Here is a 16,779-nt window from a genome sequence, read left to right as displayed (position 1 = left end):
AATTAAATATAACTAGACTGAAGCGAATTATGCTTACCACCAGCATCAGTATTGTGAGCGTGCCACTGTTGATCTATGGCGGATTGCTGCTCAAGCGTCCGCTTCCCACCGACAAGCAGCAACAACTTTTCCCAGGCATTTTGTATCAAAGAGATGCTCGCAAATCTCCCCGTCCGCTCATAGTACATACTGTGACCATAGACCTAACAACACCAGGAATAAAACTATTAGTAACACCAGGAAATAAAGTCGATAAAAATGAATTTACTGCCCGGAATACTTCGGAATTTGTGCGGGAGTTTAACTTACAATTAGCTATCAACGGTAGTTTCTTTTATCCTTTTCGGGAGTATCCACCGAACTCCTATCCTAAACGTGGTGATCCGGTCAAAGTAGAAGGGCAAGTTATCTCTGAGGGGGAATCCTATGCTCCACCAAAATCAAAAAATTATCGAATAGGGGAGTTTGTTCGCGTAGCGTGGCCATTCGCGTAGCGTGGCCCAAAGGCCAAGGCCAGGGGAAAAGAATACCCCATCCTTCTTAAGGTGTTGAAGTTACCCTAAGGATAGGGTCGCCTTTATGGTTAGTCGGTCAAGCGCACCTTTGGTTAAATCTTTTTGATTAAGGCTCGACTAACAATCAGGTTTCATCTCTAGGATGAATTTTCCCTTCAAGTGCAGGATTACGGCAACGTTGCTGTCTTTCCTAAATACTCCAAGTATTCAGACAGGCTTAATCCAGAAACAGCAGCCAAGCACTTTAATCCATTCCAGGCTGTATTGGTAGCCTTGATACTCTGTGTTGTCTTGGGTTCTGAGTAAAGACGTGGCCTTCCCACTTTTCTTAAAGTTTTTTATGTCATACCATTGTCGATTTAATTTCAGTTATATATAATTATAATAGCACAAAAAAAGGTCGATGCTATGCAATTAGGATACACCTACAAACTTAAGCCCAGCCCTCAACAAGAAGCAACTATGATTAGATGGTTGGATATGCTTTTGGCGCAGTACAACTACTTATTAAGAGACAGAAGGGAGACTTACGAACAAGTCAAAGCCCCAAAAATGGGAAACTACTGTAATATCAGAAGCCAAGGAGAGGTTTGTCCGCTGACGTGCTCTGTCAGTAAATCCAGTTCTGTTGGTTATCCATGGAAAAAAAGCCAAAATAATCCTAGACGTAGCCCTTATGAAATCCAGAGTTCAACTCTTCCTGTGTTAAAAAAGCAGCGGCCTTGGTACAAACAAATCCATTCAACCGTCCTACAGCAGATGTTGAGACAGTTAGACGTGGCTTTTGCTAAGTTTTTTAAAGGAGAATCTAAATACCCAAAACCCAAAAGACGCTCTCGTTTTCGGAGTTTTAAATACTCCCCGGGTCAGGGAAAAATAGACGAGAATAAAATTTACCTGCCTGGAATTGGCTGGATGGGCTTTCATAACTCTCGTTCCATCCCGGACGGGTTTGCCATGAAATCAGTGACCGTCCGTCGGAAGTCACGAGGTTGGTTTGTTAGTGTCCAGATAGAAAACAAGTCTGTCCCTCTACCTCCAACAAAAAAGACAAGTGAAATTAGACCCGATCGAGTCAAAGGATGCGACTTAGGTGTTAGAAAACTAGTCAGTGTTAGTGACGGAAAAACAATCCAAAATCCTAGCAATAGCAAGAAATATAAACGTCAAGCTAGACGCTTAACATTGAGACAACGAGCCGCTAGCCGCAAAAAGAAAGGGTCGAGTAATCGTAAAAAATCCTTCTGCTTAGTTGCTTCGTTACACGAGAAGATAACTAATAAGCGTTCTGCGTGCCATTGGGAAGTAGCAAAAGAACTTACAACAGGATCGGATGCCATTGTTTTTGAAGATTTGAACATCAAAGGTATGAAGTCCCGTTGCAAGCCTAAACCCAACGACAAGGGTGGTTACGACCGCAACGGACAATCAGCCAAAAGAGGTCTTAATCGTGTAATTTCTGACGCTGCTTGGGGGGAATTGATCAAGAAAGTAGAAGTCATGGCTGGGAAGTCAGGCATACCTGTGATCAAAGTAAATCCCCGGCATACATCTCAGCAGTGCCCAAGATGTCATCACATTAGTGCAGATAACAGAAAAGGAGAAAAGTTTGTTTGCACCGAATGTGGTTACCATGACGATGCTGACGTAAATGGGGCTGTAAATATCAGGACAAGGGGTCTAAAAAAACTGGGAATTGACTCCACTCAGCTACCCTGGCCATAGGCCACGCTACGCGAACGGTGCGAGGGAAAGTTACGCCCATGGAGACAACAGTCGCTTAGGCTGTGCCTGGGAATCCCCATTCCTCTCAAGGATGGGGAGGTTCAATGATGTCAGTAACCCCAGATACGTCTTTGGGTAAACTGTTAAACCTTTGTTTAGCAGCTAAGGCAGATCCAAGTATTAGCAAAAGTGCCCGTGAATTTGCTGTAGAACTTTTCGAAGATCCTAGCAACATTTACTCTTGGACCATGGATGTCATTGGGAGCGATGCCAACTATACCGATGCAGAGTGGGAGGCTTTGAATGAGATGAAACTTGATGATACTGAAGCCTTTGTAGCGGACTTCCAGTCGGAGTTGGAAAGTCTGGACTTGGATTAAGGTCAGAGGGTATCGACCCTGGGTGAAGGGTTAAGGATTCAGGTGGGGAGAGGTCGAATCATCACTAATGTTGACTATTAACAATCAACCTTGGCCTTTCGGCCACGCTACGGGAACAACCTACCCTTCACCGAAGGCCAAAGGCGAACAACTTTAAACCTTCAACCTTCAACCTTCAACCTTCAACCTTCAACCTTCAACCTTCAACACTTCAACCTTTAACTTTCAACTTTCAACCTGAACCCTTGACCATTACTTGACCGTAACAATCATCCCTTCTTTGACTATAAACGCGCCATCAAACACTTCTTTGACTTCCACTGCCAGCTTGTCGAGAAAATCATCACAGTGATTGGGTTCATGGTGAAAGATAGCCAGTTTCTTAACACCAGCAGCTTTTGCCAGCTTCACCCCTTCCTGCCAGGTGGAATGGCCCCAACCTATCTTAGGAGATTTGGGGTTGTGGTATTCTTCATCGGTATACATAGCATCGTATATTAATAGATCAGCATCACGGGCTAGATACACCACATTTTGATCAAGGCGGTTGGGAAAATGTTCTGTATCGGTGCAGTAGCACACGGAATGCCCTTGCCAGGTTACGCGATAGCCTATAGCACCATTAGGATGATTCAAAGGAGCAGTTTCTATGGTAATATCTTTTAGGTCAATAGTGTTGTGACCTAGTTCTAAGTCATAGTACTTCAAATCTGCCTTTACTTTGTTAGTAGGAACTGGAGCATTCAAGTGTAACACCCGCTCTTTGAAGTGTTGCTCCATGCACTCCCCGGGGGGAGCTGCGCCATAAATATGTAAAATGTTCCCTTCCACAAAGGCTGGAATGAAAAATGGCACGCCTTGAATATGATCCCAGTGGTAGTGAGTAAAAAACCAATAAGCTTCAATGGGTAACTGCTGCTTAAGGCTTTTTCCCAACAACCGCAAGCCAGTACCGCCATCAAAAATTAGACGTAACCCAGCCACTTGCATCTCTACACAAGACGTATTGCCGCCATATTGAATTGTGTCCCGTCCAGGGCTAGGTATACTGCCTCGGACTCCCCAAAATTTAACCAAAAACTCGGAGGAAGTGCTTGTCTTCATTGGTAAGTTAATGCTTCAAAGTACCGCACTGACCCTGATGACGCAACAGGTGATCGCACAATACTAAAGCAACCATTGCTTCTACCATAGGTACGGCCCTGGGTAAAACACAAGGGTCGTGACGTCCTTTAGCAGCTAGAATGGTTTCTTCACCAGTACTGGTGACAGTACGTTGTTCTTTGCGGATGGTAGCAGTGGGTTTAAACGCTACTCTAATAATAATAGTCTCGCCGTTACTAATGCCACCTTGAACCCCACCGGAGCGATTGGTAACCGTGCGCACTGCACCGGTTTCGTCTGTGTAAAATGGATCATTATGCTCACTGCCGGTAAGTAGAGTGCCCCCAAAACCAGAGCCAATCTCGAAGCCTTTACTAGCTGGTAGGGACATCACCCCTTTGGCTAAATCGGCTTCTAGCTTATCAAAGACTGGCTCTCCCAAGCCTTTGGGTATATGGCGAGCCACACATTCTACTACACCCCCAACGGAATCACCGCTACGTCCAGTTTCCTCAATCAGTTCAATCATCCGTTGAGCACATTCTGAATCAGGGCAACGAACAATATTACTTTCTACCTGGTCTTGAGTGACGGTGTTGGAGTCTACGATACCTTCTAAGGTTTTGATACGCTTGACGTAGCCAATGATTTCTACACCAGCAGCTTGCTGGAGAATTTTTTTTGCGATCGCACCCGCTGCCACTCGCCCGATGGTTTCCCTGGCTGAAGAACGTCCTCCCCCCTGCCAGTTCCGAATGCCATACTTGGCATCATAGGTAGCATCAGCATGGGAAGGCCGATACGTCTTTTGCATCTCGCTATAGTCTTGGGGCCTAGTGTCTTTATTGCGCACCATAATCATAATCGGTGTGCCTAGGGTTTTGCCCTGAAATACTCCCGAAACAATTTCACAGGTATCGGTTTCTTTACGAGGAGTAGTAATCTTACTCTGACCTGGACGCCTGCGGTCTAAATCTACCTGAATTTCTGCCGCAGAAATTTCCAGTTGCGGTGGACAGCCATCAATGACTACCCCAACCCCACCCCCGTGGGATTCTCCGAATGTAGTGATCCGAAACAGATGTCCAAAGGTATTGCCCATAGTTAGTGCTCTAGTAGTGCTCTAATCGTAGTACTTACTTAAGCTATCAGCTATAAGCTATCAGCTTATGCGCACGCTGTCTTGATGCAGCGCTGCATCGCTACTTGAGGTGCTTATGGCTTAGGTCCGATGCGTCGAAGACTGTGCCATCCTACTAGATCGGTGTTTTTGAATAAAATAAGCTGACCACTGACCACTGACTACTGACTACTGACTACTGACCACTGACGGCTGACGGCTGACGGCTGAATGCTTACGGTACTGCTCCAGGCTGAAAGCCCCGTGTTTTTAAACCGGGGATGAAAGCCAGGTAGCGACTAAAGTCGCCTAGATGCAATTCCATTAAAAAGGTTGACAATACTTGTGCGCTAGAGTATTATTTAGATATGGGTACAGGCTGAAAATCCGAGGCACAACCGGGTCAGAGACCCGCAATTGTTTGACCTTAAAGAAGAAATGCCCGGAGGGTAGGGAAAGTCCTCTTTAAAAACCCAATCATCAACTAACAATTGGTGTGTGAACCCAGCAAAGATACGACCTGAGAAAAGAGAATGGTACGGCGGGGCACGCCGAAACCAAGTGAAACAGGAAAGTAACGGACTTTATAAGGCACTTTTGCTGAAAGTAACTAAACGCCTAAGGAGACTAGCCCGCTGGGTCTTTCGTGAACTGACTAGAATCTTGGTATCGACGGGATTCAGGTTTAGATATTGCCATTTGGACACGGAGGTTTAAGGCCGGTCGTAGATCTAGGAATCCCCGTCTTTTTAAAGCGGGGAGTGTCAAGTACTTAATTATCTTATTCCTTAATAAAACCGGTTAGCGGCTTAAGTCAGTCCTGTTGCATTCACACCTAATAATTTCCCTAATTATTTACTAATAACTTCCCTAATTATTTACTAATAACTTCCCTAATTATTTACCTAATAAATTAAGATTAGTTAAGTGGGAATTGTTTTGAGGCTCCTCAAGTAATATATGGTATATAATTTCCAATTAATAGGATTTGATTGGTTAGGATGCTTATGGCTGTTGGTGCATTTTTATAATTAAGGATAATTTGCATAACCGGATGTTTGGCTTGGGGTTTTTATGCTCCAGTTTTAGCTGAGATTATCCCCGATGGAACCTTGGGAAATGAAGCGTCAAGGGTAACTCCTAATGTAGAGGTCAAGGGGGCGCTGGCAGATTTAATTGAAGGGGGAGCAACTCGTGGGGCGAATTTGTTCCATAGTTTGGCTGAATTTAATGTAGGAGAACTGCAACGGGTTTATTTTGCTAATCCCTCTGGGATCCAGACGATTCTAACACGGGTGACTGGCGGGAATATATCCAATATTCTAGGCACTTTGGGAGTAGATGGACCAGCAAATCTGTTTTTGCTCAATCCCAATGGTATTGTGTTTGGACACAAGGCCAGATTAGATGTAGCTGGTTCCTTTGTAGCGTCTACTGCCAATAGTTTGGTATTTGGTGATGGGCAGGAGTTTAGTGCCACATCACCAGAAGCCCCGCCACTGTTAACGATTAATATCACCCCAGGATTGCAGTATGGCAAATATGACCCGAGGACCAGAATTACAAATGCTGGGAATTTAGCAGTAGGACAAGATTTAACTCTAGCCGCTGGCAATCTGGATTTACAAGGTCAACTGGATGCTGGTAGGAATTTGACTCTGTTCGGAGAAGATACGGTCACGATTAGGGATAGTGTAGCGCAACCCTTTAGGGCGTCAGCAGGTGGCTTGCTCCTAATTCAGGGGAATCAGTCAATTGATATTGCAGCCCATAACCATACCGATAGTGGTTTATTTGCTGGTCAGGATTTACGGTTGCGTTCGCATAATCCGGTAGCAGGGGATGCTCACTATACCGCTGGCGGAAGTGTCAGCATCGAGCAGTTGGATGGGTTACCCGGAAATTTATTCAGTCCCCACGATCCAATTATTCTGGCCAATGGGGATGTCAGTTTAGGAAACTATACCGGAGCATCACTCCATATTTTGGCAGGAGGGAGTGTTACCGTTGGTGACATTGAGATTAACTCTACCGATACAGCGGATAATGCCATTAGCCCTGATAACTCCAATCCGTTCTTAGCTAGTCTGGCCAATGTTACCTTGTCGGACCAAGCTCGAACTTCTGTAGTAATTGATGGTAGTAACAAACCTACCCTAGATATCCGTGCTGGCATAGATTGGACATTACTGGGAGGTTTTCCAGGAAATACCGATACTGGAAACCTTGCCCCTAATGTGGTTACTGGTGCAACTAGTGCAGATATTACGATTGGTGACATCTCGATTCAAGCACCGAATGGACTGGTATTGTTAACGAATCAGTATCAACCCAACGGCTCTAATCCTAGTAACAAGCTGGAGATTGGAACACTCCGCACTGATGACGATTTCGGTGGGTTTGTGGGAAATAGTGGTGAGGTGATTATTGATTATCGAGGTGGGATTGAAATAAGCGAACGCATTGATGCCTCTTCCGCTTCTGGAAAACCAGGGGATATTACTGTGATTACAAACGATGAACTATCCCTTGACGGAAGTTTTATTATTAGCAATACCTTCGGCACAGAAAAGGGTGGGGATATCACTATCGATACTGGCTCACTCTTTGCCACAAACGGTGCTCAGATCGAAACGAGTACCTTTGGTGAAGCAGATGCCGGGAAAATTACCATTGTTGCTGATGAGACAGTCACCTTTGAAGGAAATTCGGAAAATGGTGAGGCTACTGGCATTTTCAACAACATAGAACAAGACGCTACCGGTAATAGTGGTGGTATTTCCATTACCACAGGCTCTTTGTTTATGAATGATGCTTCCTTGCAGTCGAGGATCAAAGGACAGGGAAATGGTGGAGATGTAACAATTATTGCTGAGGATCAAGTTCTCGTTGACAAGAACAAAGACTCGATTGTCACCCAAGCGGATCCTGATGCAATTGGCAACGCAGGAGATATATCGATTGACGCCGAATCAGTGACTATCACAAATGCTGCTAGACTCGTAGCTGACACAAAGGCAAAAGGAAATGCCGGTAATATAACTATAAAAGCTCGCGATACAGTTACGATTGACGGGATAGCAAGTAATGCTAACATAGCCAGCGGTCTGCGGTCTCGGGTCGGTCCGAATAGAGATTCTAGTAACAAACCACAAGCTGAAGGTGAGGGTGGTGACATTACCATAGAGGCCAAGTCAGTTTTTATGACCAATGGCGGTCAAATAAGTGCTGAAATATATGACATAGGAAAGGCTGGCAATATATCAATTATTGCTGAGGATGAAGTTATTATTGATGGCGGTGCTAGGAATGAAAACGGTAATTCATTGGCAACTATTATCTTCACTCGAGTTAGACCTAAAGCAGTGGGCAACGCTGGCAAGGTATTGATTAAAGGTGGGTCAGTTTCGTTGACTAACGGTGCTCTGATAATTTCCGAAACCGATGGCAAAGGAAACGGGGGTGATGTGGAAATCATAGCTCGCGATCGCGTTTTATTTGACGGAATCAACGACCTGTTTCCAGTAAATAGTGGTATAGTTAGTGATATTCAACGCGATGGGGAGGGGAATGGTGGCGAGATCAGGATCACAGTTACAGAAGGTTCATTGGCCATTACTGAAGGTGCCAGGTTAGCCTCTGGTACTCAAGGCAAGGGGGATGGTGGGGATGTGATCATTACGGTTCGTGATCAGTTTTTAATAGACGGAGTGGACATTAATGACAGACCTAGTCGGATCTTGACTGGTGTCGATCCTAGGTCAACAGGGGGCAACGCTGGTGGGATTGAAATTAACGCTAACTCCATTTCAGTGACTGATGGTGCGACGCTAGGTGCTAACACGAACGGCAATGGCGGAGCTGGAAATATTATATTAACTACCAATACACTAACTGTTGATGATGGAGTCATTGCCAGCGCTGCAGAAGAGAAAGCTACTGGTCAAGGCGGTCAAATCAAAATCGATACTGATTCCCTGAAGGTTGAAGATGGAGGAATAATAACAGTCAGAAGTGAGAAAGGGGTAGCAGGTAATCTGGACATTACGGCTAATTCCCTGTTGCTTAACAACGGAACACTTTTAGCTGAAACTCAACTGAGCGGAGGCGAAGATAGAGCGAATATCACACTAAACGTATCAGACTCAATAGTGATGCTTAACGAAAGCCTAATCTCCGCAGAGGCTTCCGATCAAGCTATGGGTGGCAACATTACTATTGATACCGATGTTTTAATTGCCTTTCCCCCAACTGGTCCTAATGGTAGCGATATCATTGCCAAAGCTGCACAGGGTCAAGGTGGTGAGATCACCATTGATGCCGAAGATGTCCGTTTGATTGAGGAGCGCAGAGCCATCCCAGGCAATGGCACTAATGATATAGATGCCAGTTCTGACTCTGGTCCACAAGGAATAGTGACCATCAACACCGGCAATCTTGACCCTTCTCGGGGATTAAATCAACTACCAATTAATTTAACTGACCCATCATCGCTCATTGTTGCTAGCTGCCCGAGAAGTGGGAAAATCTCCGTAGATGAACTTGGTGAATTTATTGTTACTGGACGCGGTGGCATTCCGGCTAGTCCCTTCGACCCGATTATCGGTCAATCCATCATTGCTGATTGGGTGACTCTAGATGATCAAACCCTTACTGAAATTGATAACAATCAAAGTAAAACTCCATCGACCGAACAGAATTCTCAGCCAAAACGGATTGTGGAAGCTCAAGGCTGGATGATTGGTCCCGATGGTACAATCATTCTCACCTCTTTCCCTACCGATACCACTAGTCCACCCAAGCCTTGGTATCACTATTTTTCTTGCCAGAATTTATAGCGTGTCTCATAGTTATGAGGTACACATAATTTTTTACGACTCCCATCCATACCCGCGCCCGTAATCACTATTAAACAAACTATTACCCCTACTCCCTACTCCCTACTCCCTACTCCCTAAAACCCAAGAATTTGTACCTCACCCAATTGATAACTGCTAGATAGCACAGCGCTATAAATTTTAGCTAACTTTTCAACAAGCCCAATTTCTCCTGGAGAGCGTGACGCATAATATCCACTGGCGGAGTTTGTCCTAACCAAATTTTAAATGCTGCTGCTCCCTGTTGCACCAGCATTTCCAATCCATCGATGGCGATCGCGCCCTGTTCCTTGGCTTGTCGTAAAAACTGAGTGGGATTAGGAGTATAAATCAAGTCATAAGCGATCGCATTTTCCGGCAACCTGGCCATGGCTAGGTCATCAACAGGAGATTGCTCGACCTTGGGATACATTCCCACAGGAGTAGCATTAACCAACAAATTGGCTTGGGCCAGGAGTTCCGGTAGTTGTTCCCAAGGATGAGTATGAATAGTAATAGCAAGGTCAGAATTAATCCAGCTTTGCTTAAATTGACCTAACTTTTCCTGATTGCGACCAAGCACATGAATCTCACTACAACCGAGTTCAGCACAACCCACTACTACAGCTCGTGCTGCACCACCACACCCCAAAATCACTACAGTAGTTTGAGTCCAATCCCGGTTATACCCTTGCAACGGGGTGATAAACCCTTCGATATCGGTATTCGTACCAATCCAACCGATATCGGTGCGATAAACAGTATTCACTGCTCCCACCCCTTGAGCCACTGTTGAAATTTCCGACAACAAGGGGATGATACTCTGTTTATGGGGAATAGTGATATTGAAACCGACTAGACCAATCGCCTCAAAACCAGCGATCGCATTTTTCAAATCTGCTGATTTTACCGGTAAAGGTAGGTAGACATAATCCACATCCAAAGATGCGATCGCTTGGTTATGCATCAGTGGTGATAAAGAATGTTCCACTGGATCACCAATCACACCCAATAACTTTGTTGTTCCTGTTATTTGCCGCATCACCCACGTTCTACGCACATAACTTTAGAATTGTAAGCCTGAAATAGTTAATAATTGCGACATTAATATTTCTTATTAAATATTTCTGATTAAGATTGCTACCTTCGGTTGACAATTAATTAACAATTCCTTGACAATTAACCGTCAACCGTCTACAATATTTACCCCAAACAGCACATTTGAATGAACTATCATTTTTCTCATGGCTAAAATAGATCATATCGAGCCAATTATATTGCCAATTATAATACCAATTAACTAGGCAGCAAAGGCATGAACCCAGCTGGTATTCAAAAGAGTGGAGCCATGAATTCAATCACTTGTATGATATGTGAGCAAATCAATCCCAGTCGGGCAAGTTTTTGCTCTCGTTGTGGTGCCTCTCTACCTCCTCCCAGTAGCAGTCCCCTAGAGACTAATCTAGACCATACTAATCTAGACCATACATTAGACCATACTAATCTAGACAATAAATTAGAGACTGGAAGCCGATTACGCGATCGCTACATAATTCAACGTACCTTAGGACAAGGGGGATTTGGCAAAACCTACCTCGCCAAAGACACTGGACGCTTTAATGAACTAGTAACCCTAAAAGAGCTGACTCCAAGAAACCAGGGCACCCATACCCTAGAAAAAGCCGAAGAACTATTTCAACGGGAAGCAACCATGCTGCACAAGCTTTCATCCCCCCAAATTCCGAGATTCTGGGAATTTTTTCGGGATGGCAAACGGTTGTTTCTCGTCCAAGACTACATTGAAGGAAAAACCTATCAAACCTTACTCGAAGAACGACTAAGTAAAGGGGAACGCTTCAGCGAAGCCGAAATTCTCCAACTGTTTCAGCAATTGCTCCCGGTCTTAAGCTATCTACACCAATTAGGCATAATTCATAGGGATATTGCTCCAGACAATATTATCCGTCGTGCGTCCGATGGAGTGCCAGTATTAATTGACTTGGGTGGTGTCAAACAAATTGCTCTAGAAGTCAATACCCCCGTAACCAGTGGGCAAAACTCTGCCATCTACGCTGGTGGGACTTGCCTAGGTAAAGTTGGCTATGCACCTGATGAACAGCTACGCCTAGGGATTGCTGCTCCCCATAGTGACCTGTATGCTTTGGGAGTGACAGCACTAGTACTAATGACTGGTAAACAGCCCCAGGAACTGGTTGACCCTTATACCCTCAACTGGCGAACTGAAGAAGAACTAACCCTCTCGCCAGAGGTTAATACTATTTTATCTCGTTTGCTGGCATCCCAACCCTCTGAGCGATTCCAATCTGCTCAAGAGGTTCTAGACCTGATCCGAACCGATGATTCTGATGATTCTAAGCTTAGAGAAACAGAAATGAAGGGTACTGTAGCTGTAACTCCCCAGTCTAAATCCTACCCGCCACCTACTCCCATCAATAATTCTGGTTGCAAGCAAGTGTTTGACGAATCTGTGCCAGTGCCAGCAGAGATTCAAGGCTGGAACTGGGGTGCCTTTTGTCTACCAGGTTTGTGGTGTGTCACCAATCAAGTTTGGATTGGACTGATTGCCTGGACGGATCTATCCTTAGTGACTGGATTTCTGGCTTGGCCAGTGATGGGGATTATTCTGGGCATCAAGGGCAATGAGTGGGCATGGAAAAGTCGTCGTTGGAAGAGTATCAAAGCCTTTAAGCGCCATCAACGGGGTTGGGCGATCACATCCTTCGTCATTACTGGTATGATAGTTACCCTACTATTGTTGTTATTGTTAGTATTCTTTATTGGGATAACCTCCCTAGTGCCGTGGTGAATCACCTATTGCTCAACAGTAGCATCGGTGTGTTCAGTGCGTTCGATGCTAGTTTCAGGTTAATCCCAGGGGCATTGCTATTACTACCTACTATCACTATCTAAAGGAGAAGAAAAATGACTAGCTTTCCTGCCTGGACTCAAATAATTATCACCATGTCAGAATCACAAGTTTTTTACACCGAAGAAGCAACAGGCTATGACAGCATCAGCTTGATTTTACCTGGGAAGCCCTTCGATCTCACCCTTTCCTTAGAAACCTATGAAGATGCGATCGAGATAATTTTTGAAATTTATCCAGACCAAAATGCTTACCGATTAAATATGCGGAACAAGCAGGAAGGAGTAGACCTCCAACAGAAAAGTACTGAAGAAAATTTAGATTTAACTGGATTAGACGCACGGCAAATTGGAACCTACAGTGAATTTTGCCGACATTTAGAGGAATTGTATGGAGTAGCTCAAGAAGTAGGTTGGTGACACTCCCCGGTCATTAGACGCGGGGATTCTTGCTTCAACGAGCCAACTTGCTCAACCAGACCGGAGTCAGGAAAAGTAGAGGTCGATTCTCCGCAAGCGTTCGGATTTAAAATCCAAGTTCCTGTGTGCCCCACAGTACTCAAGGCTTTTTCCAGTATGTTGATGGCAGCATTGTGTTCGCGAAGCGGTTCCGAAGGAACATCACGGTCTAACTGACAGCCACACTTACAGGCGTGAGTCCTAGTTGATAGAGACTTTTTCACGACCTCGCCACACTCAGAGCAGTTTTGGCTTGTATAGGCTGGGTTGACTGCAACAGTTACCCGGCCAAACTTAGTTCCAAAATGCTCCATCCATTTCCTAAACTGATACCAACCTGCATCATTAATAGACTTGGCGAGACAGTGGTTTTTAACTAAATTCCTTACCCTTAAATCTTGCCTTACGGCACGCTGCGCGAACGTAGGCCACCAAATCGTTAGATTGGATTACGCAACGCGCCAGTCTCTTGGCGTGTTCTTCACGTTGCCTACTTATTCTAAGGTGTTCTCTACCTAGTTTGTTAATTGCTTTTCGACGGTTAGCAGAGCCTTTCTTTTTTCGGGAAACCCGACGTTGATAAAACTTTAAACGCTTTTCACCCGTTCTATAAAACCGAGGGTTGGGTTGTGTATTGCCGTCGGAATCTGTATAGAAATCCTTCAGTCCTACATCCAGTCCTACGGTTTTTCCAGTTGGCTTTAATTCTAAGGCCGTAGGCCACGCTTTCGGCAAAGCCGACGCTGCGCGAACGCGAACGTTGACATCAACTGAAACACAGAACTGGAGGTAGTACCCGTCAGCTCGTCGAACTATCCGAACCCTTTTGATTTGTTTTTTGTCGAATCGCCACAAGTCCCAAGTACCTTTGAGCTTGAGCTTTCCAATTCCCTTCTTGTCACTAAACGTAATCGACTTTTTATCAGGGGAAAACTTCCAACCGGACTGTTTGTACTCAACTGATCGACAGTGCTTCTGGAACTTAGGAAAGCCTTTTTTGCCAGGTATTTTTTTCTGGCAATTGTCGTAGAAACGGGCGATTGATGACCATGCCCTCTCCGCAGCAGCTTGACGGGCAGTAGAGTTCAGTTCATTAGCAAATGGGAATTTTTTAGCCAAGACCTTGCAGTATTTGCTAAGGTCATACTTTCCAGTTCCTTTGTTGTCCATCCATAGCCTGATGCAGCTATTGCGGATAAATCTAACCGTCCGAATAGCCTCATCAATGGCTTGGTATTGGTGCTTTTTGCCGTAGGCTTTGAACTCAATTATGATCATTGACCTAAGGTCACGCTCCGCGAACGGATATCGACCTTTTCCGTTACTGTTTTATAGTACCACACCCGGCGACAAAATCCGGATTACTCTCAGATATTTTCTTCACGGCGCGTCAAGCCACCATCTCGCTTTCATCCCGGAGACGAAACCTAATCAGAGGGTCGCCTTAATCAATAAGTTTTAATCCTTATCTGCATAGCCTGCCAACTATTTTGGCGACCCTCTGATTAGGGTAACTTCTGACCCGGTCTAAAGACACGGGGCTTTCAGCATCGTTGATTCTTTGTAAGCTATCAGCTATCAGCGTGTCGCGTATCAGCTATCAACTATTAGCTATCAGCTATTAGCGTATCGCGTATCAGCTTTTGAATAAAGAGCTAAGCATTCGTTAATGTCACAGGCTAGAAGCCTGTGCCACAAATAGAAGCCTGTGCCACAAATCTGTTCGGTGTAGCTTGGCCATAGGTCAAGGACTTTTATCCATACTTTCACCTCTCATTAATCTATCAATATTAAATTCTCCCGGGTTTATTTTAATCTGACCGCTGAACGCTGACGGCACCTCAAGCAGCGTGCGCGTAGCGCATATGCTTTGCTAACTAATTACCAGGTTTGACAGCTTGTCTTTTGATATTTTAAATGACATGTTATACACTACCATGGGCAATTTATCAAAGTCCATCGTTAAAACAACAACTGTCGATCGGATGAGCAAGACCTTATTAAGTTACCGACCCAAAGAAATCCTACTCACCCCTCAGCACTTAGGACTATTTTCAGCACTTAGAACTATTTTAAGATTAGCATCTGCCAGTTTGCTAACTATTAGCTTACTAGGTAGTGGTTGTGGAATGGCTAGCCATGAAGATCTAGATTCTGAACAGACCCATGCTCAGGTTCATGGTCATAAAACCGAAACCGGTAATAACCATAGTAAAGACATGGAGCATAATCACCATAATCACAAAGTCGGCAGCAGTAGTCACCATGGTGAAGGTATGGGTCATCATCATGGCACAATGGAAATTCCTTCTGGTCAACCTGTTCCAAATGTTGACCTAGTGGTGTATCCAGATCCCATGACGGGATGGAATTTGGAAATAAAGGTTTCTAACTTCCAATTTTCTCCCAAGAATGCTAGCAAAGCCCATCAACCAGGAGAAGGACATGGCCATCTATTCATCAATGGCAAAAAAATTACCAGGATTTACAGCAATTGGTACTATATTGGCAAGCTTGAACCTGGTAGAAACGAAATCACCGTTACCTTAAATTCCAACAATCATCAGGATTTAGTTCATAATGGTGAATTGATTTCAGATACTGAAATTATCGAGCTTACCGATACTTTTTAGCTACCAGAATCTACCAAAGGCAAATCCTGGCTCACTAATGCAAGCTGCTCTCGCAGCCAGGGGGTATCTCCCAAAGCTCGTAGAAATATCCCACGAGCGCCGTTGATGTCTCTGTCCATGACTTTGCCATCAACTTTTGATCTAATAGTCTTGCTGCCACCGATGTTAATTAACTCACCTGTCCAGCTAACTGTCTTGCTGGTGTAAGCTTCGCAGACATCTACCACAACTTTTCCAGTTTCTTGAGCTTTATGCTTCAAGAATTCCTTGAAACGATAGTGAGCGAAAGTGAGCATGTTACGAACAGTTTTAGATATAATTTTTCTATTTCCTTTCCTAGACATCTGAGATGTTTCAAAGGTAGGAAGTAGAATCACATCGAAATTATCAACTAAGAACCTAGCTGTCTTATGATGAAGCTCATTTATTAGATTCTGAATCTTGATAACCATTCGTCTAGCAGCTTTTCTCATCCGACGCTTTTCCCCGCGTTTAGCTTTACTGATTTTAGACAGCAAATTATCTAAATACTGACACAGTCGTTGAATACGAGAAAAATCTCCGTGCCCAATTTTCCCTACGGATGTCTCACTGAAAAAAGTAACGAAAGTTCTGACCCCAGGGTCTAAAGCGACTACTCTGCCTTGGTTTTCGACGGGGGATATAGTCACTTTGTGAGGGACTACTAGATAGCAATCTCCATTGTTACTAGTTAGTCGGCAATCACAAATGTCATCAGGTAAACCTTCAGCATAAGTCAGTTTACCCAGTTTAGTATGATATATTCCTAATTCAGAAACGGCTGACTTAGGAATATAACAAGACTGGATAGGGTTCTTCCTGGATCTAAATCTTACCCGATTAATTTGTGATGTTTTTTTGTACTTTTTCTTAGCTTCCATGACGGCAGTGCAAGCGTCCTTTATCGCTATCGATTTAATCTGATAAGGTACTTCCTTGCACCACTCGGGGAGGTTATTGAGTATTTCAGTTTTTATTGCTTTCCAGTTGGCTTTTACTTCGCCACTTTGGAGTATTTTGACGGTTTCATTGAATACGTAACGGGACACTCCAAACCATTTGCGAATCATAGATCGCTGG

Annotated in this window: 12 protein-coding genes and 1 pseudogene; 8 read left to right on the top strand and 5 right to left on the bottom strand. The window is 44.3% G+C overall.

Annotated elements, in window-relative coordinates:
• Nucleotides 1-29: 29 nt before the first annotated feature.
• The 4 genes from F6J90_RS07885 to F6J90_RS07870 all read left to right on the top strand — a co-directional run bounded on the left by F6J90_RS07885 (nucleotide 30) and on the right by F6J90_RS07870 (nucleotide 2,842).
• On the top strand, nucleotides 30-494 hold the full coding sequence (locus F6J90_RS07885; RefSeq protein ID WP_293091924.1) for a hypothetical protein: 465 nt from the start codon (nucleotides 30-32) through the stop codon (nucleotides 492-494).
• A 483-nt stretch (nucleotides 495-977) separates the two neighbouring features.
• Nucleotides 978-2,240, top strand: a complete 1,263-nt coding sequence (locus F6J90_RS07880; RefSeq protein WP_293091923.1) for a transposase — start codon at nucleotides 978-980, stop codon at nucleotides 2,238-2,240.
• A gap of 104 nt (nucleotides 2,241-2,344) precedes the next feature.
• Nucleotides 2,345-2,620: a hypothetical protein gene (locus F6J90_RS07875; RefSeq protein ID WP_293091922.1), complete on the top strand. Its 276-nt coding sequence runs from the start codon at nucleotides 2,345-2,347 to the stop codon at nucleotides 2,618-2,620.
• A gap of 90 nt (nucleotides 2,621-2,710) precedes the next feature.
• A complete protein-coding gene (locus tag F6J90_RS07870) occupies nucleotides 2,711-2,842 on the top strand; it encodes a hypothetical protein (RefSeq protein WP_293091921.1) in 132 nt (43 codons plus the stop codon).
• Between the two features lie 30 nt (nucleotides 2,843-2,872).
• On the opposite strand, the gene F6J90_RS07865 is transcribed toward F6J90_RS07870, so the two are convergent.
• Nucleotides 2,873-3,724 carry an MBL fold metallo-hydrolase gene (locus tag F6J90_RS07865; RefSeq protein ID WP_293091920.1) on the bottom strand — a complete coding sequence of 284 codons (852 nt, stop codon included), beginning with the start codon at nucleotides 3,722-3,724 and terminating at the stop codon, nucleotides 2,873-2,875.
• 7 nt (nucleotides 3,725-3,731) lie between these two features.
• Entirely contained in the window at nucleotides 3,732-4,826 is a 1,095-nt protein-coding gene (gene aroC / locus F6J90_RS07860; protein WP_293091919.1) for a chorismate synthase, read from the bottom strand.
• Nucleotides 4,827-5,902: 1,076 nt separating this feature from the next.
• On the opposite strand from aroC, the gene F6J90_RS07855 reads away from it, so the two are divergent.
• Nucleotides 5,903-9,682, top strand: coding sequence for a filamentous hemagglutinin N-terminal domain-containing protein (locus F6J90_RS07855; protein WP_293091918.1), 3,780 nt, complete (start codon nucleotides 5,903-5,905; stop codon nucleotides 9,680-9,682).
• Nucleotides 9,683-9,866: 184 nt separating this feature from the next.
• On the opposite strand, the gene F6J90_RS07850 is transcribed toward F6J90_RS07855, so the two are convergent.
• The gene (locus F6J90_RS07850; RefSeq protein WP_293094763.1) at nucleotides 9,867-10,742 is read right to left on the bottom strand and encodes a shikimate dehydrogenase; all 876 of its coding nucleotides are present in this window, start codon (nucleotides 10,740-10,742) and stop codon (nucleotides 9,867-9,869) included.
• 306 nt (nucleotides 10,743-11,048) lie between these two features.
• Here F6J90_RS07850 and F6J90_RS07845 point away from each other — a divergent pair, with 306 nt between their 5' ends.
• Both F6J90_RS07845 and F6J90_RS07840 read left to right on the top strand, forming a co-directional pair.
• Nucleotides 11,049-12,527 (top strand): serine/threonine-protein kinase, encoded by a 1,479-nt coding sequence (locus F6J90_RS07845; RefSeq protein WP_293091917.1) that lies wholly within the window; start codon nucleotides 11,049-11,051, stop codon nucleotides 12,525-12,527.
• 116 nt (nucleotides 12,528-12,643) lie between these two features.
• Nucleotides 12,644-13,006, top strand: a complete 363-nt coding sequence (locus F6J90_RS07840; protein WP_293091916.1) for a hypothetical protein — start codon at nucleotides 12,644-12,646, stop codon at nucleotides 13,004-13,006.
• Here F6J90_RS07840 and F6J90_RS07835 read toward each other — a convergent pair.
• Nucleotides 12,988-14,323: pseudogene (locus F6J90_RS07835) on the bottom strand (transposase). The gene F6J90_RS07840 and the pseudogene F6J90_RS07835 sit on opposite strands and share 19 nt — an antisense overlap.
• Before the next feature lie 659 nt (nucleotides 14,324-14,982).
• Here F6J90_RS07835 and F6J90_RS07830 point away from each other — a divergent pair.
• Nucleotides 14,983-15,678 carry a hypothetical protein gene (locus F6J90_RS07830; protein ID WP_293091915.1) on the top strand — a complete coding sequence of 232 codons (696 nt, stop codon included), beginning with the start codon at nucleotides 14,983-14,985 and terminating at the stop codon, nucleotides 15,676-15,678.
• Here the strand turns inward: F6J90_RS07830 and F6J90_RS07825 are convergent.
• Nucleotides 15,675-16,769 carry a transposase gene (locus F6J90_RS07825; protein ID WP_366513753.1) on the bottom strand — a complete coding sequence of 365 codons (1,095 nt, stop codon included), beginning with the start codon at nucleotides 16,767-16,769 and terminating at the stop codon, nucleotides 15,675-15,677. The two genes, F6J90_RS07830 and F6J90_RS07825, sit on opposite strands and share 4 nt — an antisense overlap.
• Nucleotides 16,770-16,779: the final 10 nt, after the last annotated feature.

Origin of the sequence: Moorena sp. SIOASIH (assembly GCF_010671925.1) — a bacterium.
Classification (GTDB): Bacteria; Cyanobacteriota; Cyanobacteriia; order Cyanobacteriales; family Coleofasciculaceae; genus Moorena.
This window is presented reverse-complemented; position numbering and strand designations above follow the sequence as displayed.

Excerpts from the sequence above, each read along its gene's own strand:
- F6J90_RS07850 (WP_293094763.1), bottom strand. The coding sequence starts at position 10,742 with ATGCGGCAAATAACAGGAACAACAAAGTTATTGGGTGTGATTGGTGAT.
- F6J90_RS07845 (WP_293091917.1), top strand. The coding sequence starts at position 11,049 with ATGAATTCAATCACTTGTATGATATGTGAGCAAATCAATCCCAGTCGG.
- F6J90_RS07840 (WP_293091916.1), top strand. The coding sequence starts at position 12,644 with ATGACTAGCTTTCCTGCCTGGACTCAAATAATTATCACCATGTCAGAA.
- F6J90_RS07880 (WP_293091923.1), top strand. The coding sequence starts at position 978 with ATGATTAGATGGTTGGATATGCTTTTGGCGCAGTACAACTACTTATTA.
- F6J90_RS07865 (WP_293091920.1), bottom strand. The coding sequence starts at position 3,724 with ATGAAGACAAGCACTTCCTCCGAGTTTTTGGTTAAATTTTGGGGAGTC.
- F6J90_RS07875 (WP_293091922.1), top strand. The coding sequence starts at position 2,345 with ATGATGTCAGTAACCCCAGATACGTCTTTGGGTAAACTGTTAAACCTT.
- aroC (WP_293091919.1), bottom strand. The coding sequence starts at position 4,826 with ATGGGCAATACCTTTGGACATCTGTTTCGGATCACTACATTCGGAGAA.
- F6J90_RS07830 (WP_293091915.1), top strand. The coding sequence starts at position 14,983 with ATGGGCAATTTATCAAAGTCCATCGTTAAAACAACAACTGTCGATCGG.
- F6J90_RS07885 (WP_293091924.1), top strand. The coding sequence starts at position 30 with ATGCTTACCACCAGCATCAGTATTGTGAGCGTGCCACTGTTGATCTAT.
- F6J90_RS07825 (WP_366513753.1), bottom strand. The coding sequence starts at position 16,769 with ATGATTCGCAAATGGTTTGGAGTGTCCCGTTACGTATTCAATGAAACC.